17 protein-coding genes and 1 pseudogene are annotated in these 18,826 nt (G+C 60.8%); 9 read left to right on the forward strand and 9 right to left on the reverse strand.

Going from position 1 to position 18,826, the window contains the following annotated elements; genetic code table 11:
- Window positions 1-20: 20 nt before the first annotated feature.
- The 4 genes from ACYZT6_RS13080 to ACYZT6_RS13095 all read right to left on the reverse strand — a co-directional run bounded on the left by ACYZT6_RS13080 (window position 21) and on the right by ACYZT6_RS13095 (window position 4,954).
- Entirely contained in the window at window positions 21-1,214 is a 1,194-nt protein-coding gene (locus tag ACYZT6_RS13080) for an acetyl-CoA C-acyltransferase (protein WP_462027248.1), read from the reverse strand.
- Window positions 1,215-1,225: 11 nt separating this feature from the next.
- Window positions 1,226-1,987: an SDR family NAD(P)-dependent oxidoreductase gene (locus ACYZT6_RS13085; protein WP_462027249.1), complete on the reverse strand. Its 762-nt coding sequence runs from the start codon at window positions 1,985-1,987 to the stop codon at window positions 1,226-1,228.
- Window positions 1,988-2,002: 15 nt separating this feature from the next.
- Window positions 2,003-3,667, reverse strand: a complete 1,665-nt coding sequence (locus ACYZT6_RS13090; protein WP_462027250.1) for an AMP-binding protein — start codon at window positions 3,665-3,667, stop codon at window positions 2,003-2,005.
- 270 nt (window positions 3,668-3,937) lie between these two features.
- Window positions 3,938-4,954, reverse strand: coding sequence for an AraC family transcriptional regulator (locus ACYZT6_RS13095; RefSeq protein WP_462027251.1), 1,017 nt, complete (start codon window positions 4,952-4,954; stop codon window positions 3,938-3,940).
- Window positions 4,955-5,256: 302 nt separating this feature from the next.
- On the opposite strand from ACYZT6_RS13095, the gene efeU reads away from it, so the two are divergent.
- The 5 genes from efeU to ACYZT6_RS13120 all read left to right on the forward strand — a co-directional run bounded on the left by efeU (window position 5,257) and on the right by ACYZT6_RS13120 (window position 10,822).
- Complete coding sequence (gene efeU / locus ACYZT6_RS13100; RefSeq protein ID WP_462027252.1) at window positions 5,257-6,096, forward strand: iron uptake transporter permease EfeU; 840 nt, start codon at window positions 5,257-5,259, stop codon at window positions 6,094-6,096.
- A gap of 8 nt (window positions 6,097-6,104) precedes the next feature.
- Entirely contained in the window at window positions 6,105-7,304 is a 1,200-nt protein-coding gene (gene efeO / locus ACYZT6_RS13105) for an iron uptake system protein EfeO (RefSeq protein ID WP_462027253.1), read from the forward strand.
- A 19-nt stretch (window positions 7,305-7,323) separates the two neighbouring features.
- Window positions 7,324-8,622, forward strand: coding sequence for an iron uptake transporter deferrochelatase/peroxidase subunit (gene efeB / locus ACYZT6_RS13110; RefSeq protein ID WP_462027254.1), 1,299 nt, complete (start codon window positions 7,324-7,326; stop codon window positions 8,620-8,622).
- A 24-nt stretch (window positions 8,623-8,646) separates the two neighbouring features.
- Window positions 8,647-9,471: an iron uptake system protein EfeO gene (gene efeO, locus ACYZT6_RS13115; RefSeq protein ID WP_438657743.1), complete on the forward strand. Its 825-nt coding sequence runs from the start codon at window positions 8,647-8,649 to the stop codon at window positions 9,469-9,471.
- Window positions 9,472-9,652: 181 nt separating this feature from the next.
- The gene (locus ACYZT6_RS13120; protein WP_461973767.1) at window positions 9,653-10,822 is read left to right on the forward strand and encodes an MFS transporter; all 1,170 of its coding nucleotides are present in this window, start codon (window positions 9,653-9,655) and stop codon (window positions 10,820-10,822) included.
- 3 nt (window positions 10,823-10,825) lie between these two features.
- On the opposite strand, the gene pssA is transcribed toward ACYZT6_RS13120, so the two are convergent.
- On the reverse strand, window positions 10,826-12,169 hold the full coding sequence (pssA, locus tag ACYZT6_RS13125) for a CDP-diacylglycerol--serine O-phosphatidyltransferase (protein WP_462027255.1): 1,344 nt from the start codon (window positions 12,167-12,169) through the stop codon (window positions 10,826-10,828).
- 215 nt (window positions 12,170-12,384) lie between these two features.
- Here pssA and ACYZT6_RS13130 point away from each other — a divergent pair, with 215 nt between their 5' ends.
- Window positions 12,385-12,948: a TetR/AcrR family transcriptional regulator gene (locus tag ACYZT6_RS13130; RefSeq protein ID WP_462027256.1), complete on the forward strand. Its 564-nt coding sequence runs from the start codon at window positions 12,385-12,387 to the stop codon at window positions 12,946-12,948.
- 56 nt (window positions 12,949-13,004) lie between these two features.
- The gene (locus ACYZT6_RS13135; RefSeq protein WP_462027257.1) at window positions 13,005-13,481 is read left to right on the forward strand and encodes a nuclear transport factor 2 family protein; all 477 of its coding nucleotides are present in this window, start codon (window positions 13,005-13,007) and stop codon (window positions 13,479-13,481) included.
- Window positions 13,482-13,626: 145 nt separating this feature from the next.
- Here ACYZT6_RS13135 and sfnG read toward each other — a convergent pair whose 3' ends face one another.
- On the reverse strand, window positions 13,627-14,721 hold the full coding sequence (sfnG, locus tag ACYZT6_RS13140; protein ID WP_462027258.1) for a dimethylsulfone monooxygenase SfnG: 1,095 nt from the start codon (window positions 14,719-14,721) through the stop codon (window positions 13,627-13,629).
- A 470-nt stretch (window positions 14,722-15,191) separates the two neighbouring features.
- Here sfnG and ACYZT6_RS13145 point away from each other — a divergent pair, with 470 nt between their 5' ends.
- Window positions 15,192-15,971, forward strand: a complete 780-nt coding sequence (locus tag ACYZT6_RS13145; RefSeq protein WP_462027259.1) for a TSUP family transporter — start codon at window positions 15,192-15,194, stop codon at window positions 15,969-15,971.
- Here ACYZT6_RS13145 and nudC read toward each other — a convergent pair.
- The 3 genes and pseudogenes from nudC to ACYZT6_RS13160 form a co-directional block, all read right to left on the reverse strand.
- On the reverse strand, window positions 15,939-16,769 hold the full coding sequence (gene nudC / locus ACYZT6_RS13150; RefSeq protein ID WP_461973781.1) for an NAD(+) diphosphatase: 831 nt from the start codon (window positions 16,767-16,769) through the stop codon (window positions 15,939-15,941). The two genes, ACYZT6_RS13145 and nudC, sit on opposite strands and share 33 nt — an antisense overlap.
- A gap of 6 nt (window positions 16,770-16,775) precedes the next feature.
- Window positions 16,776-17,588 (reverse strand): crotonase/enoyl-CoA hydratase family protein, encoded by an 813-nt coding sequence (locus ACYZT6_RS13155; RefSeq protein ID WP_462027260.1) that lies wholly within the window; start codon window positions 17,586-17,588, stop codon window positions 16,776-16,778.
- 265 nt (window positions 17,589-17,853) lie between these two features.
- Window positions 17,854-18,108 (reverse strand): annotated as a pseudogene (locus ACYZT6_RS13160) (methyltransferase domain-containing protein); the annotation flags it as partial.
- A gap of 133 nt (window positions 18,109-18,241) precedes the next feature.
- Here ACYZT6_RS13160 and ACYZT6_RS13165 point away from each other — a divergent pair.
- A complete protein-coding gene (locus tag ACYZT6_RS13165) occupies window positions 18,242-18,802 on the forward strand; it encodes a cytochrome b (RefSeq protein WP_462027261.1) in 561 nt (186 codons plus the stop codon).
- Window positions 18,803-18,826: the final 24 nt, after the last annotated feature.

Here is an 18,826-nt window from a genome sequence, read left to right on the forward strand (position 1 = left end):
CCCACAGGGGTGAGGTTGGCCTAGTAAAGGCATTCCACGGCCATGGCCGTGGCTTCACCGCCGCCGATGCAGATTGCTGCAACGCCGCGTTTCAGGCCTTTCTGGCGCAGGGCCGAGAGCAAGGTCACAAGGATCCGAGCGCCAGATGCACCAATCGGATGGCCCAAGGCGCATGCGCCGCCGTGAACGTTGATCTTCTCGTGGGGGATTTCCAGTTTGGTCATGGTCACGAGGCTGACAACGGCGAACGCTTCGTTGACTTCAAATAACTCGACTTCGTCCACGGACCAGCCGGTTTTCTTCATCAGCTTCTTGATCGCACCCACCGGCGCCACCGGGAACAGGCCCGGGGTATCGGCAAACGCGGCATGGCCATGAATCACCGCCAGCGGTTTCAAACCTTGTTTCTGTGCTTCAGAGCGGCGCATCAGCACCAATGCCGCCGCACCGTCGGAGATCGAACTGGAATTGGCCGCTGTCACGGTACCGCCTTCACGGAACGCCGGTTTCAACGAGGCGATTTTGTCCAGTTTGGCTTTCGGCGGCTGTTCGTCGTTGCTGATCAGCACCTGCTCTTTGCCGACGGTCACAGTGAGCGGCACGATCTCGTCCTTGAAGCTGCCATCGTTGATCGCTTGCTGCGCGCGGGTGGTCGAGGCAATGGCGAACGCGTCCTGGGCTTCGCGGCTGAAACCGTTGGTTTCGGCGCAATCCTCGGCGAAGGTGCCCATCAGGCGGCCCTTGTCGTAGGCATCTTCCAGGCCGTCGAGGAACATTGAATCGAGCACGCGGCCATGGCCCATGCGGTAACCGCTGCGGGCGCGGTCCAGCAGATACGGCGCGTTGGACATGCTTTCCATGCCGCCCGCGACGACCACGTCGGCGCTGCCGGCAACCAGCATGTCGTGGGCCAGAATCGCCGCTTCCATGCCCGAGCCGCACATTTTGTTCAGGGTGGTGCAGCGGGTCGATTTATCCAGCCCCGCACCCAACGCGGCTTGCCGTGCCGGTGCCTGACCGAGGCCGGCGGGCAGCACGCAGCCAAACAGCACTTCTTCGACCGACTCAGGCGCAATGCCGGCGCGTTCGACCGCTGCTTTAATCGCCGCCGCACCGAGTTGCGGTGCGGTCAGGCTTTTCAGTTCGCCCTGGAAAGCGCCCATCGGGGTGCGGACGGCGCTGACGATTACGATTGGATCGTTGGCAATAGTCATGACAAATCTCCTTACTTGGCGGCCATGCGCAAGGCACCGTCGAGACGGATCACCTCGCCATTGAGCATGCTGTTTTCAATGATATGCCTGACGAGCGCGGCATACTCTCCCGGTTTGCCCAGGCGCGGCGGAAAGGGCACGCCGGCCGCCAGGGACGCGCGGACTTCCGGGGTCATGCCGGCCATCATCGGGGTTTCGAAAATGCCCGGAGCGATGGTCATCACGCGGATACCGAAGCGCGCCAGTTCACGGGCGGCGGGCAAGGTAAGGCTGACGATCGCGCCTTTCGACGCGGCGTAGGCAGCCTGGCCGATCTGGCCATCGTACGCCGCCGCCGAGGCGGTGTTGATGATCACGCCGCGCTCGCCGTCGGCATCCGCTTCGGTTTCGGCGATGGCCGCGGAAGCCAGACGCAGCATATTGAAGCTGCCGATCAGGTTGACGTTGATCACCTGGCTGAAACTGGCCAGTGCGTGCGGGCCATTCTTGCCGAGAATCTTCTCGCCACGCACGATGCCGGCGCAGTTGACCAGCCCGTTGAGGCCGCCGAAGGCTTTCACCGTCGCCTGCACCGCAGCTTCGGCGGCGGCTTCGTCGCTGATGTCGGCCACCACGCTTTGCGCGCCGAGGCGTTCAGCCTGGGCCGCAACGGCTTCGGCGTTCATGTCCACCAGCATCACTTTGGCGCCGGCTGCGACCAGCACTTCAGCGGTGGCTGCACCGAGGCCCGACGCACCGCCGGTGACGAGAAAAACCTTGTTTTCAATCTGCATCATTGTGTCCTTGATTCAAGCTTGAACGTTCTTCGCGGCGGCCTCTTGAGCCTTGGCGATTTCCTGGTTGCGCAAGATAAAGCGCTGCAATTTGCCGCTTGGGGTTTTCGGCAACTCGCTGACAAATTCGATTTCACGCGGGTATGAATGCGCGGCCAGACGCTTGCGCACGTGTTGGCGTAGCTCTTCGGCCAGTTCCGGCGCGGCGCGGTATTGCGCGCTGAGCACGACAAAGGCTTTGACCAACTCTGTGCGCTCCGGATCGGGCTTGCCGACCACGGCCGCTTCGACCACCGCCGGGTGCTCGATCAGCGCGCTTTCCACGTCGAACGGGCCCACGCGGTAGCCGGAAGTGGTGATCACGTCATCGCTACGGCCGACGAAGCTTATGCTGCCGTCCGGGTTCCACTCGACGGTGTCCCCGCTCAGGTAATAGTTGCCGACGAACGCTTTGGTTGGAGCGCCTTCATAACCGGCGAACCAGCACATTGGCGACTGGGTGCGGTCGATGGCCAGGATGCCTGGCTGGCCGACGCCGAGTTCTTGGTATTCGTCGTCGAGCACCACGATGCGGTGGCCTGGTGAAGCAAAACCGGCAGCGCCCATGTGGATCGGGTGTTCGATGCCGTGGTGATTGCACAGGACCATGCCCAGTTCGGTCTGGCCGTAATGGTCGTGAATGACCACGCCGAGGTTGTCGGCAAACCAGCGGATCACTTCCGGGTTCAGCGGCTCGCCGGCGCTGCTGACAATGCGCAGTTTGCCCTTGATCGAGCGGGCGAATTCGTCACCCCCGGCAATCAACAGGCGGTACGCGGTCGGTGAACCGGTGAGGTTGGTGATCCCGTATTTGTTGATCACCCGGCAGGTACTTTCGAGGGTGAACGGGCCGTCGTAAAAAGTGATCGGATGCCCCATCGCCATCGGCCCGGTGACGCCAAAATAGATGCCGTAGGCCCAGCCCGGATCCGCCACGTTCCAGAACGCGTCTTCGGGACGCAGGTCCACGGCGTCGCGGGTGTAGCTCTGGAAGGCGACGATGGCCTTGAGCGGAACGGACAAGGCTTTCGATGGGCCAGTGGTTCCCGAGGTGAACATCAGCAGGAACGGGTCTTCGCCGGTCAGCAACACCGGTTCGCACTCGGGGGAATAATTGGCCAGTTCGGCCCAGAAACTGTAATCGCCACGGACGATGCCTTGGCCCTTTGGACCGGCGACAGTGACGAGGGTCGGGCAGTCGGCGACTTCGGTGAGTTTGGAGCGATTGACCGCGTCGGTGACCACCACTTTGGCGCCGGAACAGCTCAAGCGGTGTTCGATGGCTTTCGGGCCGAAGGCGGTGAACAGTGGCTGATAGACCGCGCCGATGCGCCAGGTGGCGAATACGGTGATCAATAATTCGATGTTGCGTGGCAGCAGGCCGGCGACCTTGTCGCCTTTCTTCACGCCCTGGGCCAGGAGGAAATTGGCGAAACGCGCGGCTTTGTCCTGCAGGTCGCTGAAGGTGTACGTCGCGCTGGCACCGTCGCGGCCTTCCCAGAACAGCGCAATGCGCCCCGGCAAGGCGTGGCGGTCGCAACACTCGACGCAGGCGTTGAGGGCGGTCAAATCACCCGCGAGTGCGGCGTCGACGGTGTGCTGATAATCGAACTGTGACGTGGCAGACAAGTAATCGCGCATTGCCAGAATCCCTCTGTATTTTTATTAGGTTGGGGGAACCGTAAAAACCACAGAAATACTCGCCCCGCGCGGGGATCGGGGCAATGGTCAAAGCTATCAAGTTGTCTGACTGGTTTGGCCAAGGTTCAAAGGATTTGTCGTCTGGGCGGGCCTCTTCGCGGGCAAGCCTCGCTCCTACATGCTTTGTGTCGTTCACTACAAACCGCACAACCCCTTGTAGGAGCGAGGCTTGCCCGCGAAGAGGCCCGCCCTATCAACACAATCCCCGGATCAGTGGGCCTCGTTAAGGATCAAACTCCGGTAATGCCCAGGATTGGACCCCGACCACTTGCGAAACGCCTTATAAAACGAACTGGCATCAGCAAATCCCAACCGCGTAGCGATTTCAGCAAAGCTGATGTGCGGCTCGGCCAACCACACAATCGCCAACTCCTTGCGCACGCTGTCCTTGAGCCCTTGGTAGGTCTGCCCTTCTTCCGCCAGCCGCCGGCGCAAGGTCGAAGCCGACATGCACAGTTGCTGCGCCAAAGGTTCGGTCTCCGGCCACTGTTCGGCGGGTAACTGGCGCAAATCATGCTTGATCCGGCTCGCCAGGCTCTCGAGGTCGCGGTACTTGACCAGAATATTCGCCGGCGCATGGGCCAGGAACCGCTTGAGCTCTTCCGGGCTGCGTTTGATCGACAGGTCCAGGCAATCCGCCGAAAAAATCATCCGCGTGCGTGGCCGGTCGAAACGCAGGTTCTCGGAGAACATCACTTGATAGTCATCGCAGAAGTCCGGCGCTGGGCAGCGCAACTCGATGGCGAGAATCGGTATGCGCCGCCCTGCCAGCCAACAGGCAACACCGTGAACGATCATCCAGTAGGTGAAATAAGTGAAGGCGCGGCGCGGGTCCTGATCGTCTTCCAGCAACACAATCTCCGCCAGGCTTTGCTGACGAACCAACTGCGCGGGCATGCGTTCGAGCATCAACGACAGAAAGCTCAGGCCAGACGTCAGGCCGGCCGCCAGGCTCGGCTGGATCATCGAGCTGCGACAGAGAAACTCAAGACTGCCGGATTTGAGCTTGCGCGGGTCCATGCCAAAAAATTCATCATCCCCGCGCCGGGCCAGCAAACGCCATAAGCGTGCATAGGCGGTGGCCGGAACCCGGGCATTGTTGGTTTGCAGCAGCGCCGGATCGATACCGACCTTGTTCAACACCTCATCGGTGGCGGCTCCGGGGGCGCAGCTCTGCAACAGTGCTTCGCGCACCAGTTGAATGGCGATGGTGTCTTTTTCCGACATTGAGCGGGGTGGGCCTTGTTCTTGTTTGAGTGCTGGCATCTTAGCGCAGCCGTCAGCCCAATGCAGATCCTATGGGCAGCCAAAATCCCTGTGGGAGCGGGCTTGCCCGCGATGGCGGAGTGTCAGTCGACATATATCTTGAATGTGCAGCCGTCATCGCGGGCAAGCCCGCTCCCACAGGGATTAATGTGATCTTCAGTGTTGTTCAGGTTAGGTTCAGGCAAATGCCAATGAATGCCATTTGGGAATGAGTGTCATTATGTTACAAATTAGCACCCTATCTAATTCCGCGACGGTGCTGAATGCTTGTTCCTTTTCTGATCATGCTGCGCGAAGGCATTGAAGCCGCGTTGATCGTTGGCATCATCGCCAGCTACCTCAAGCAGACCGGCCGTGGCCAGTGGATGCCGGCCGTGTGGATCGGTGTGTTCCTTGCCGTTGCGCTGGCCTTGCTGGTAGGCGGTGGTCTGGAGTTGGTCAGCGCCGAGTTCCCGCAGAAACAACAGGAACTGTTTGAAGGCGTGGTCGGCCTGGTGGCCGTCGGCATTCTCAGCTCCATGGTGTTCTGGATGCGCAAAGTGGCGCGTTCGATCAAGCACTCGCTGCACGTGTCCCTCGATCACGCGCTCACCGGCTCCAAACATCAAGTGACCGCGCTGATCGCCATGGTGTTTTTCGCCGTGGCCCGGGAAGGCCTGGAAACGGTGTTCTTCCTGCTCGCCGTGTTCCAGCAGAGCGAAGGCCCGGCGGCACCGATCGGCGCCCTCCTCGGCCTGATCCTGGCGATCATCGTCGGCTTCCTCATCTACACCGGCAGCATGCGCTTGAACCTCGGCGCGTTCTTCCGCTGGACCGGTCTTTTCATTCTGGTGGTGGCGGCCGGCATTCTTGCCAACTCGGTGCAGGCACTGCATGAAGCCGGGGTCTGGAACCACCTGCAAACCGTGCTGTTCGACTTCAGTGCGACGCTGCCGATGGACGGCCCGGTGGGCTCGGTGCTGGCCGGCATGTTCGGTTACCAGGACGCGCCGACGGTCAGTACCCTCGGCGCGTATCTGATTTATCTGGTGGTGGCGCTGGTGATGTTTTTTCTTCCCGCGCCCGCCCCCGCTAAACAACCTTCCTCCGTTTCCAGCCAGTAAGGGCACCCATGCCAAATCAAGCCCCTCCCCAGGCCTCGCCTCCCCGCGCCTTGCGCTGGGCGGTGGCCGGTTCGGTGATCGTGATGATCGCCGCCGGTGGCCTGTTCTTTTACGCCTCGAAAATGGCCGCGGCCAAGCGCCAGACCAATCATGACGAAGTGCTGGTGACCATTCACTCGCACAGCTGCGAGCCGAATGCGCTGACCGTTCCGGCAGGCCGCTCTAGTTTCCGCATCGTCAATCGCTCGGACCGGGCGGTGGAATGGGAAATCCTCGACGGAGTGCTGGTGGTCGAAGAACGGGAAAACATCGCGCCGGGCCTGAGTCAGGTGATCAATGCCAACCTGCTGCCCGGCGACTACGCGATCACCTGCGGACTGCTGAGCAATCCGCGCGGCACCTTGCACGTGACCCCGACTGCCGCCTCCGAGGCGGCGGCCAGGGCCAAACCGTCGCTGGTCGCTTTCGTGGGGCCGTTGTCGGAATTCCGGGTGTACCTGAGCAGCCAGGGCAGCGCGCTGATCAAAGCCGTCAGCGCCCTTGAGCAAGCGATCAATTCCGGCGACCTGAGCCAGGCACAAGCGTTGTATGTGCCTGCTCGCGCGGCCTATCAACGGATCGCCCCCGCCGCCCAGCGTCTGGCTGAACTGGACAATGCGATCAACGCCCGCGCCGATTACTTCGAGAAACGCGAACAGGATCCGGCCTTCAGCGGTTTCCACCGGATCGAATACGCGCTGTTCCAGCAACGCAACCTCGACGGTCTGGCGCCGATTGCCCAGCACCTGAGCAGCGATGTCACCACGCTTAAGCAGCAACTGCTCGCCCAGTCGCTGCCACCGGAGCAACTGGTGAGCATTGTCACGCGCAATCTCCACAGCCTCGCCGATGTGCGCGCCAGCAGCGGTGAAGAAGAGCGCTACAGCCACACCGACCTGAACGGTTTCGCCGCCAACCTCTTTGCTGCGCGCAAAGTCGTCGACCTGTTGCGCCCGTTGCTGACCAAGTCTGCCGCCGAGTTGCTGCCGAAGATAGACAGCGCGATCACTGCCCTTGACGCCGAACTTAATGGTTTCAAGGTCAAGGATGGCTACGCGAGTTACGACACGGTGAGCGCCGAGCAGCGCAAACAGATCGCCGACAAGGCCAAGGCGCTGGCCGATGCACTCGATGGAATCGATCCCGCCCTCGGCCTGTCCGGCCTTTAAGCACAGAAGACTCAAACCGATGAACGATTCAGAACACTTCAACCTCCAGCGTCGCCGCGTATTGATGGGCATGGGCGCCGCCGGTGTCGCGCTGGCAGGCTCCGCACTGAGTTGCCCGGCGATGGCCGCGAGCCCCGCGCAAGTCACCGAAGCGCCGAGCAGCGACCAGACCGAAGACCGCCACGCGTTCCACGGCCAGCACCAGACCGGCATCGTCACTCCGCGCCCGGCGTCGGGCATGCTGGTGTCGTTTGATGTACTGGCCAGTGACCGCGAAGACCTGGAGCGTCTGTTTCGCACCCTCAACGAACGCATTGCGTTCCTGATGCAGGGCGGTCCGGTGGCTCAGGTTGATCCGAAATTGCCGCCGGTGGATTCGGGCATCCTCGGCCCGGTGGTCACGCCGGACAACCTGACCATCACCGTGTCGGTGGGCGAGTCGCTGTTCGACGAGCGCTTCGGCCTGGCGGGTGCAAAACCGAAGCGTCTGATGCGCATGGTCGGTTTTCCCAACGACGCACTGGAAGCCGATTGCTGTCACGGCGACCTGAGCCTGCAGTTCTGCTCCAACACCACCGACACCAACATCCACGCCCTGCGCGACATCGTAAAAAACCTGCCGGACCTGCTGCTGGTGCGCTGGAAACAGGAAGGCAGCGTACCGCCCCAGGCCCCGGCGAAACCCGGGGTGCCGGCGCAGAGCGCGCGTAATTTCCTCGGTTTTCGCGATGGCTCGGCGAATCCGGATTCCAACGACGCCAAGGCCATGGACAGCCTCGTCTGGGTGCAACCCGGCAGCGACGAACCGGCGTGGGCCGCCCATGGCAGCTACCAGGCAGTGCGGATCATCCGCAACTTCGTCGAGCGCTGGGACCGCACGCCCTTGCAGGAACAGGAAAGCATTCTCGGCCGCCTCAAAAGTACCGGCGCGCCCATGGGCGGAGCGCATGAAACCCAGGTCCCGGACTACGCCAAGGACCCGGAAGGCAAGCTGACCAAACTTGACGCGCATATCCGTCTGGCCAACCCGCGCACGGCCGCGACCCAGGCCAACCTGATCCTGCGCCGGCCGTTCAACTATTCCAACGGCGTGAACAAGAACGGCCAGTTGGACATGGGCCTGTTGTTCATCTGCTACCAGGCCGATCTGGAAAAAGGCTTTATCACCGTGCAGACCCGACTCAACGGCGAGCCGTTGGAGGAATACCTCAAGCCGGTCGGTGGCGGTTACTTCTTCACCCTGCCGGGTGTGACGGGCGACAAGGACTTCATCGGTCGCTCGCTGCTTGACGCTACCTCACCAAAAACAAACACCTGACCAACCCCCATACGGAACCGTCCCATGAAAAAGTCGCCACTCGCGTTATTGCTGACTCTTGGCTTGCTCAATACCCCGCTTTCGGCTTTCGCGGCGACGGCGCCGCTGGAGCTGGTGCAGCCGATTTCGGACTACAAAATCTACGTCACCGAGCAACTGGATGAGCTGGCCAGCCACACCCAGCAGTTCACCGATGCGGTGAAAAAAGGTGACCTGGCCACCGCCAAAAAACTCTATGCGCCGACCCGGGTTTACTACGAGTCGATCGAGCCGATTGCCGAGCTGTTCAGTGACCTCGACGCCTCCATTGATTCGCGCGTTGATGACCACGAAAAAGGTGTGAAAGCCGAAGATTTCACCGGTTTCCACCGCATCGAATATTCGCTGTTCTCGGAAAACAGCACCAAGGGCCTCGATGAACTGGCCGATGGTTTGAACAAGGACGTCAAAGACCTGCAAACCCGCGTGGCCGGCCTGACCTTCCCGCCTGAGAAAGTGGTGGGCGGCGCTGCCGCGTTGCTGGAAGAAGTGGCGGCCACCAAGATCTCCGGTGAAGAAGATCGCTACAGCCACACCGACCTGTATGACTTCCAGGGCAACATCGACGGCGCGAAGAAAATCGTCGACCTGTTCCGTCCGCAGATCGAGAAGCAGGACGCGGCGTTTATTGCCAAGGTCGACAAGAACTTCGCCAGCGTGAACAAGATTCTGGCCAAGTACAAAACCAGGGACGGTGGGTTTGAGACGTATGACAAGGTGAAGGAAAACGACCGCAAGGCGTTGGTTGGGCCGGTGAATACGTTGGCTGAAGACCTTTCTACGTTGCGTGGGAAGCTGGGTTTGAATTGACGTTTTTTTAGCGTCTGTGCGGACCTCTTCGCGGGCAAGCCTCGCTCCTACGGATCTCTCCGACCTGTAGGAGCGAGGCTTGCCCGCGAAGGCATTATCACAGTTACCAATATTCCTCCTGGCTCACCCGACTCGCGCTAACATCCCCCGCCAATAACAAAAGCTCACGGAAGACTCGCCCATGACCACCCCTGCCTTCGACCTGCGCCCACTCATGGTTGCCAACATGGCCTGTTCCATGTCGATGATGGCGTTCGTTTCCCTGATCGGGCCTATCGCCCGGGTGTTGGGCCTGGCCACCTGGCAGGCCGGGGCGGCGGTGACGGTGTCCGGGGTGATCTGGATGTTGCTCGCCCGCCCTTGGGGCCAGGCCAGTGATCGCTATGGCCGGAGACGGATTCTGCTGATCGCCACGGCCGGTTTTACTCTCGCCTACTGGGCCTTGTGCCTGTTCATCGACGCCTCGTTGCGGTTTCTGCCATCGGCGCTGCTGGGGTTTATCGGGTTGATGATCGGACGCGGCCTGATCGGCGTGTTCTATGCCGCGATTCCGGTGGGTGGCAATGCGCTGATCGCCGACAACATCGAGCCGCAACACCGCGCCAAAGCCATGGCCGCCCTGGGCGCGGCCAACGCCTGTGGCCTGGTGATCGGCCCGGCGATCGCGGCGTTGTTGTCGCGCTTCAGCCTGAGCCTGCCGTTCTATGCCATGGCGATCTTGCCCTTACTGGCCTTCGTGGTGCTGCGCTACAAGCTCAAAGGTCAGGAACTGCACCTGCGACAAGCGCCGCGCAAGGTTCATCTGAACGATCCACGACTGCGTCGGCCGATGGCGGTCGCGTTCGTGGCGATGCTGTGCGTCTCGATTGCGCAGATCACGGTCGGTTTCTTTGCCCTCGACAGATTAGGCATGAGCCCGGCCGACGCCGCGCAAACCGCTGGCATCGCCTTGACCATGGTCGGTTTCGCACTGATCTGTTCGCAATTGGTGGTGCGTCGGCTCGAATGGCCGCCGCTGCGGCTGATCCGCGCGGGCGCACTAGTGGCGGCCGTGGGTTTTGCCGGCAGCATCCTGGCGGATACCGCGTGGGGTTTGTGGCTGTGCTTTTTCGTGTCGGCGGGCGGGATGGGGCTGATCTTTCCGTCGTTCGCCGCCCTGGCCGCCAACGCGGTCGACGCCTCGGAACAAGGCGCCACCGCCGGTTCCATTGGCGCCGCGCAGGGCTTTGGCGTGGTCATCGGACCGTTGGCGGCGACGTTGATCTACGACATCGAACCGCGCCTGCCCTATCTGGTGGCTGCCGGGCTATTGCTGCTGGTGGCGGTATGGCCACAGCCCCGGCAGCACTGAGCCTTACAGAATCCGATAGAGCAACCGCTCGATCCGCACCCGACTGACGCGCTTGAGGAACTTGGCCACCGCCGCCGGGTATTCCAGCAGGGTTTCCAGATCCTGATAACGCTGGATGCGCGTGGTGTTCTGGAAAATTTCGCCCAGTTCTTTACTGCGCGGTTCCAGCAGTTCGCCCTTCGGATCGTCGATCAGCAGCGCGTTTTCCAGATCGAGACGGAACGCCCGTGGATTGAGGTTATTACCGGTCAGCAAGGTGTAGCGCTTGTCGATCCACATGCCTTTGAGGTGATAGGTGTTGTCACCGTCCTTCCACAAATGCAGGTTCAGCTTGCCGCTGTCGATGCTGTGCTGATGGCGTTTGGCAAAGCGCCGCAGGCTGATCTCGTAGAGATACGGCAGCGCCGCGATCACCTTGAACGGCTCGCTCGGCGGGATGAAGAAGTCATTGGCGGTCTTGTCGCCCACCACGATATCGATCTTCACGCCACGGCCCAGCGCCCGGTTGATTTCCCGGGTCACCGCCAGCGGCAGGTTGAAGTACGGCGTGCAGATGGTCAGCTGATGCTGGGCGCTGGCGATCAATTCGCAGATCACCCGGCTTAACGGGTTGTTCTTGCCCACGCCCAGCAACGGGCTCACCGACAAACCGCCCTTCGCCGTGCTGCCGGCCGTGGTGTCGTACGTCGCGTGCTTGAGGCGGCTGCGCAAATCGCCGATGTCGTTGCGCAGGCTGCGGGTGGTCGGCAGATTCGGCAGATCGAGGCGATGCACCGCTTTGGAGGCGACCAGGCCATGCTGAATCAGGTGCTGCATGGAATCGGCCAGCGCGTGGTTCTGCAGCAGGTGATAACGGTCGTAGCGATATTTGTCGAATTTGTGCAGGTAAACGTTGTTCAGGCTCGCGCCGCTATAGATCACGCAGTCGTCGATCACGAAGCCTTTCAGATGCAGCACGCCGAACAGCTCGCGGGTCTGCACCGGCACGCCGTACACCGGCACTTCACTTGCGTGGGTGCGCGTTGCCTCTTGATACCAGGCCGAGTTGCCCGGTTGTTTGCCGGCACCGATCAAGCCGCGCTGGGCGCGCAGCCAGTCCACCACCACGACCACGTCCAGTTGCGGACGCGCCAGTTTGGCGGCGTGTAAGGCATCAAGGATTTCCTGACCGGCCTCGTCCTGTTGCAGGTACAGCGCGACGATATAGATGCGCTGAGTGGCACTGGCGATTTTTTCCAGCAGGCAACGACGGAACTCGGCAGCGCCGGAAAGAATGGTGACGGCATCGGCGGTCAGCGGAAAACTGCGCAGTTTAGGCAGCAGAGAGCGTTTGAAAAGCGACGGCATAGGGCTCGCAAAGGGTCAATTCCGAATAGCCCGAGAGCTTACACCATGGATCAGCTTGGGTCTTGTTGGCGTCTGTACTGCCCCCATCGCTAGCAGGCTAGCTCCCACAGGGGAATGCATTTCAAATGTGGGAGCTAGCCTGCTGGCGATGGCTTTCCAATCAACAAGAAAATATCTGCTTGACCAAGGAGAACGATCGTTCTACTGTTCGCAGCATGAACGAAATCACTAGCAACGACACACGCGACATCATTCTGGATGTCACTGAAAAGTTGATCTACAAAAGTGGCATCGCGGCCACCGGAATGGATCTTCTGGTGAAAACCGCCGGCGTCTCCAGAAAAAGTATCTATCGCTACTTCGCCAACAAGGAGGAGCTGACCGTCGCCGCGCTGCAACGCCGCGACGTGCGCTGGATGCACTGGTACAAAAGCGAGGTCGACCAGGCTGAAACCCCGGCTGACCGCTTGCTCAACCTGTTTACCGTGCTCAAGGCGTGGTTCGCCTCCGAAGGCTTCCGCGGCTGCGCGTTCATTAACACCAGCGGTGAAACCGGTGACCCGCAAGACCCGGTTCGCCTGGTCGCCAAAGACCATAAACAAAAGCTGCTCGACTACGTGCGCGAACTCTGCACCGAACATGGCGCTGCCGACCCGGAGAAAGTGGCCAAACAGCTGCTGATCCTGATCGACGGAGCCATCACCGTGGCGCTTGTCATGGGTGATCACAGTGCCGCCGATAATGCGCAATGCATGGCGCGAAAGTTATTGGACCTGTAACACTTAAACCAAGCCCGACAACTTGCTTGAACTTTAATTTGAGAGGGAGACTTTAAATGTCCAACACCGAAGTTCGTCCGCCATTGCCGCCCTTCACCCGTGAATCGGCCATCGAAAAAGTTCGCCTGGCCGAAGACGGCTGGAACTCCCGCGACCCGGAACGCGTGTCGCTGGCCTACACCCTGGACACCAAGTGGCGTAACCGCGCCGAGTTCGCTTACAACCGTGAAGAGGCAAAAGGTTTCCTGACCCGCAAATGGGCCAAGGAACTGGATTACCGCTTGATCAAGGAACTCTGGGCCTTCACCGACAACCGCATCGCCGTGCGTTACGCCTATGAATGGCACGACGACTCGGGCAACTGGTTCCGTTCCTACGGCAACGAAAACTGGGAGTTCGCCGAGAACGGGTTGATGGCCAACCGGTTTGCCTGCATCAACGACATGCCGATCAAGGAAAGCGACCGTAAGTTCCACTGGCCGCTGGGTCGTCGCCCTGACGATCATCCGAGCCTGTCGGACCTGGGTCTGTAAACACAGTCCCCTGTAGGAGCGAGCGGTGCGGCGATCCGACTTGCCCGCGAAGGCGATGTATCAGGCAACTTATTTGTTGACTGTGAGTCAGCCTTCGCGGGCAAGTCGGATCGCCGCACCGCTCGCTCCTACAGGGGCTGGGTGTTCAGGCGACCGCAGTCTGAGGTTTGGCCGCTGCTTTTGCTTCCAGCTCCCGCACCAACGGCAACACCCGCTTGCCGAAATACTCCACCTCTTCCTGAAAGTGCAGGAACCCCGCCAGCACCAGGTCCACACCCACTGCTTTCAACGCCACGATGCGCTCGGCAATCTGTTGCGGCGTGCCGATCAAGTTGGTCTTAAAGCCGTCGTTGTATTGCACCAGGTCCTCAAACGTCGACTTGGCCCAGTTGCCCTCACCCTCTGGCGATGCCCTGCCCGCTTGCTTAGCCGCATCACCAAAGGCATTCACCGCTTCTGGATCGGCCTGGTCGATAATTTGCGCCAACACGGCCCGCGCCTCTTCTTCCGTATCCCGAGCGATGACAAATGCGTTCACCCCGATCTTCACCGAATGATTGTTGGCTGCAGCCTTGACGCGAATGTCGTCGACCTGGGCCTTGATGCCTTCAGGCGTGTTGCCGTTGGTGAAGTACCAGTCCGACACCCGCGCCGCCATGTCCCGGGCTGCGCGCGAACTGCCGCCCTGGAAGATTTCCGGCTGGCCCAGCGGTTTGGGCTTGAGGCTGTAGTTGTCGAATCGGTAGAAATCACCGCGGAACGTGAAATTGTCCTGGCTCCAGATGCCTTTGAGCGAGCGGATGAACTCCTCTGAACGGCGATAACGCTCGTCGTGTTCCAGCCAGTGTTCGCCAATCGCCTGAAATTCACCCTTGAACCAGCCGCTGACGATATTCACCGCCACCCGGCCGTTAGTCAGCTGATCGATGGTCGCCAGTTGCTTGGCCGCCAACGCTGGCTGCCAAGGCCCCGGCAGGATCGCCGCGATCACTTTCAGTTTGGTCGTAGCGGCCAGCAACGCATGGCTGAAGGCGACCGATTCGTGCTGGAACTCGGCACCGTAACCGGCGGTGAAACGAATCTGGGTCAGGGCGTATTCAAACCCGGCCTCTTCGGCCAGTTGCGCCAGTTTGCGGTTGTAGTCGATGCCCCAATGGGTGCGTTGTTCGATCTTGCTGACCACCAGCCCGCCGCTGACGTTCGGTACCCAGTAGGCAAATTTGACGGTTTGCTGACTCATTGGCATGTCCTCGGGACGTTGGGAAGTCCCAGGGTCAGAGCAGCAACCGTGCCAGTGCTGGTTACTTGCGAGAGACCTGTGGCGAGGGAGCTTGCTCCCGCTTGAGTGCGCAGCGCTCACAAAAATTCTGGGGCCGCTGCGCAGCCCAGCGGGAGCAAGCTCCCTCGCCACAGATGTCGGTGTGTCTGAGGCAATTTGCGGATGCGCTGTTGGCTGAGCAACAGTTGGGCACACCTGGAAATCGACCACACCGCGCAAAACCTCGCCAGAAGCGCCAGGCATGGACCGTGCAATCCCCTTGGCATCCACTGCCGTTCCAAGGAACCTCCCACAGGGGGAATGCATTTCAACTGTAGGAGCGAGCCTGCTCGCGATGAGGCCAGACGGGTCGCCGCAAAGTCTGGATATAGGTAAGATATCGGCCCTTCCCCGCAGCCCCTTGCTGCTCCCCGCCGAATAAGCCGATTTCCATGCCCTTCGAACTCAGCGTTGACCTCACCACCCTGGCCATTCTGGCCGTCGTTGCCTTCATCGCCGGTTTCATCGACGCCATTGCCGGCGGTGGCGGTCTGCTGACCACTCCGGCGCTGTTGACTGCCGGCCTGCCGCCGCACCTGGTATTGGGCACCAACAAACTGAGTTCGACCTTCGGCTCTGCCACCGCCAGTTTCACCTTCTACCGGCGCAAGCTGTTCCATCCACGGCAGTGGGTGCACGCCATCGTCGGCACGCTCGTCGGTGCGCTGACCGGCGCCGTCGTCGCGCATTACCTGCCGGCCGAATGGCTGAACAAGATGCTGCCGGTGATCGTTTTTGCCTGCGGTCTCTATCTGCTATTTGGCGGCACGCCGAAAGCGCCGCTGGACAGCGATGCACCGATCAAGAAAAAGTGGCAATCGACCCAAGGCTTCAGCCTCGGTTTCTACGACGGTGTGGCCGGCCCGGGTACCGGCGCGTTCTGGACCGTCAGCAGTATGCTGATGTATCCCATTGACCTGGTGAAGGCCAGCGGCGTAGCGCGCAGCATGAACTTCGTCAGCAACATTGCGGCGCTGTCGGTGTTCGTGTTTTCCGGGCAGGTGGACTGGATCATCGGCCTGAGCATGGGCCTGTCGGTGATGGTCGGCGCGTTTTTCGGGGCTCGCACCGCCATCAGCGGCGGTGCGAAGTTCATCCGCCCGGTGTTCATCACCGTGGTGCTGGGCTTGACCGTGCGGTTAGCCTGGCAACACTGGTTCAGCGTGGCCTAAGCGCCGCGCCACGTAGACGTCGATGAGGTAACGGGCAATCGAGCGTGACGCCGGCAAGGGCGGTAACGCGTGAACGTTGAACCACTGGGCGTCTTCGATCTCGTCTTCCTGGCAGACAATCTCGCCCCCGGCGTACTCGGCGTGAAAACCGAGCATCATCGAATGCGGGAACGGCCAGCACTGGCTGCCCAGGTACTGGATGTTTTTGACCTCGATCTGCACTTCCTCGCGAACCTCGCGAATCAGGCAGTCCTCGGCTGACTCACCCGGCTCGGCGAATCCCGCCAACGTGCTGTAGACCCCAGGCACAAAGCGCGGCGAACGACCCAGCAGAATCTCGTCACCACGGGTCACCAGCACGATCATGCTCGGCGAGATGCGCGGGTAATAACGCAAATCACACGGCTCGCAGTACATCGCCCGCTCACGCGGCACCTGATGGGTTGCCTGACCGCAATTGCCGCAGAAGCGGTGCTCGCGATACCACGTCCCGATTTGCGCGGCATAACCGAGCACCTTGTAGACCGTGTGATCGCCCTCGAGCATGAACGCCCGCAAGCCCTTCCAGTTGCAGCCCGGTACGTCGCTGTGGCTGCGCAGTTCCAGCAAGTAGACCGGTTCGCCATCCAGGTGACCGATGCCATGTTCGGCGAGGATCGACAGGTCCTGACGCTTGAGCCATTCGCGAGGGAACAGCGCGCCATTGTCATCGAACAGAAAGCCTTCGGGGCTGCGAGCTACGGCCCAGCCGCCGGGTTGATCGGTGTCCAGTACTGCGGTGGTCCAGCGTGAAATCATTTTTAATCAATCCAGAAATTCGGGTTTCTGTTTGCTCATATGGGCGGCCATGGCCACGCGCAAATCGGTGGATTGCAGCATGGCGGCGTTCCAGGTGGCGACGTATTCGAGGCCGTCGTCGATGCGGTGGTCGCGCATGTAGCTGATCATCTCTTTGGTGCCGGTGACCGCAATCGGCGACTTGCTGGCGATTTCGCGGGCAATGCCCATCACTCCTTCCAGCAGGCTGGCATTGTCGCTGTAAACGCGATTGACCAGGCCGATGCTGCGCGCTTCCTCGGCGCCGAAGGTGCGACCAGTGTAAGCCAGTTCACGCAGCATGCCGTCACCGATGATCCGCGGCAAGCGTTGCAGAGTGCCAACATCGGCGGCCATGCCGATGTCGATTTCCTTGATTGAGAATTGCGCATCCTCGGCGGCGTAACGCATGTCGCACGCGGCAATCAGGTCGATGGCGCCGCCCAGGCAATAACCCTGAATCGCTGCCAGCACGGGCTTGCGGCAATTATCGACGGCGTTGAACGAGGCTTGCAGGGCAAGAATCTTGCGGCGCAGCAGGCGGGCATTACGGCCGACGTCCTTGCCCAGTTCATTGGCCACCCCGGCCAACATCATCAAGTCGATGCCGGAGGAAAAGTGCTTGCCGGCGCCGCTGAGGACCACCACCCGCGCTTCATCGGTGTCATCGATCCACTGGAAAATCTCGATGATCTCGCTCCAGAACGCGGCGTTCATCGAATTGATCTTTTCCGGACGGTTGATCTGCACATGGGCGATTTTATCGGCCAGTTCAACGGTGAACGCGGTGTACTGAGACATGGCAGTGATCCTTTACCGGGGTAGAAAATGAGGGCCGGACTATAACAAGGCATTGCCTGAGGGAGTAAGGCAGTGGTTCGGCCAAAAGCGGGACTGGTTTCAGAATATCTAGTGTCACGTCCGGCCTCTTCGCGGGCAAGCCTCGCTCCTACAAAGGCACCACATACCCTGTAGGAGCGAGGCTTGCCCGCGAAGGCCTCAACGCCGAATCAACTGCCCTTCACCGCCACAAACGCCACGGTTTCATAAGGCACCGTCACCACATGAATGCGGCGGACAACTTTTCAAGCATTTGCGGCACCGGCTCCACGGCAATCACCTGTGCCCCGGTCGCCACCAGTCGCCCGGTGAATTTACCGGTGCCCGCCCCCAGATCGATGGCGGTTTTGTCCGCGTTCAACGTAAGGGTTGCGCTCAGCCACTCGGCCACTTGCGGCGGATAGTCCGGACGGCCGAGAACATAGGTGTCGGCGGCGACTCTATAGCCCGCAGCCGCAGAGTGATGGACCTGATCTTTCATGGCAGTGCTCCCACAACGAATGCTGTCGAGCATAGCGCCTGGATTTGGGCTTTCCCTGCAAAGATCGCCAGAAAGAAATGAATAATTGTTCACCCTGCGGTGTTCTCCAATCAACGCCCCATGAGTATTGTCCGTGAACAACCTGAACGTCGATTCACCGCCACGTTATGACCGCCTCACCATGACCCTGCACTGGCTGACCGCCCTGCTGGTGATTGGCATGTTCGCCAGCGCACAGGTCTGGCAACAACTGGAAAAAGGCACGCCGCTGCGCAAGGAATTGCAGTCGCTGCACATTTCCTGCGGCATCCTGCTGGCCGTGATCGTGATCGGCCGACTGCTCTGGCGCCTGTCTCGCGGGCGTCGTTTGCCCCCCGCCAATCAGGGCGTGATGAATGTGCTGGCGAAGTCCGCGCACTGGGCGCTTTATGTCTTGCTGCTGAGCCAGATTGTGCTGGGTTTTGTGTTTCGCTGGGCTCAGGCAGAACCTTTCAACTTTTTCGGTCTGTTCGATGTCCCAACGTTGCTGACGTTCGATAAAAGCATGCGTTCGGTCTTCGGCGGCCTGCACGAACAAGTGGCCTGGGCCATCGTGATTCTGGCCGGCCTGCATGCGGTCATCGCGCTGGTTCACCATTACGGCCTGCGGGACGACACCTTACGCCGGATGCTGCCGGGGCGTGGTTCGAACTGAAACGAATTCAACTGCGGAGAATTG

Source organism: Pseudomonas sp. RT6P73 (genome assembly GCF_054897715.1).

Coding starts and splice junctions, on each gene's coding strand:
- pssA (WP_462027255.1), bottom strand. CDS start 12,169: ATGCCGTCGCTTTTCAAACGCTCTCTGCTGCCTAAACTGCGCAGTTTT.
- efeB (WP_462027254.1), top strand. CDS start 7,324: ATGAACGATTCAGAACACTTCAACCTCCAGCGTCGCCGCGTATTGATG.
- ACYZT6_RS13095 (WP_462027251.1), bottom strand. CDS start 4,954: ATGTCGGAAAAAGACACCATCGCCATTCAACTGGTGCGCGAAGCACTG.
- efeO (WP_438657743.1), top strand. CDS start 8,647: ATGAAAAAGTCGCCACTCGCGTTATTGCTGACTCTTGGCTTGCTCAAT.
- ACYZT6_RS13145 (WP_462027259.1), top strand. CDS start 15,192: ATGCCCTTCGAACTCAGCGTTGACCTCACCACCCTGGCCATTCTGGCC.
- nudC (WP_461973781.1), bottom strand. CDS start 16,769: ATGATTTCACGCTGGACCACCGCAGTACTGGACACCGATCAACCCGGC.
- ACYZT6_RS13085 (WP_462027249.1), bottom strand. CDS start 1,987: ATGCAGATTGAAAACAAGGTTTTTCTCGTCACCGGCGGTGCGTCGGGC.
- ACYZT6_RS13120 (WP_461973767.1), top strand. CDS start 9,653: ATGACCACCCCTGCCTTCGACCTGCGCCCACTCATGGTTGCCAACATG.
- ACYZT6_RS13080 (WP_462027248.1), bottom strand. CDS start 1,214: ATGACTATTGCCAACGATCCAATCGTAATCGTCAGCGCCGTCCGCACC.
- efeU (WP_462027252.1), top strand. CDS start 5,257: ATGCTTGTTCCTTTTCTGATCATGCTGCGCGAAGGCATTGAAGCCGCG.
- ACYZT6_RS13155 (WP_462027260.1), bottom strand. CDS start 17,588: ATGTCTCAGTACACCGCGTTCACCGTTGAACTGGCCGATAAAATCGCC.
- ACYZT6_RS13130 (WP_462027256.1), top strand. CDS start 12,385: ATGAACGAAATCACTAGCAACGACACACGCGACATCATTCTGGATGTC.
- ACYZT6_RS13090 (WP_462027250.1), bottom strand. CDS start 3,667: ATGCGCGATTACTTGTCTGCCACGTCACAGTTCGATTATCAGCACACC.
- sfnG (WP_462027258.1), bottom strand. CDS start 14,721: ATGAGTCAGCAAACCGTCAAATTTGCCTACTGGGTACCGAACGTCAGC.
- ACYZT6_RS13135 (WP_462027257.1), top strand. CDS start 13,005: ATGTCCAACACCGAAGTTCGTCCGCCATTGCCGCCCTTCACCCGTGAA.
- efeO (WP_462027253.1), top strand. CDS start 6,105: ATGCCAAATCAAGCCCCTCCCCAGGCCTCGCCTCCCCGCGCCTTGCGC.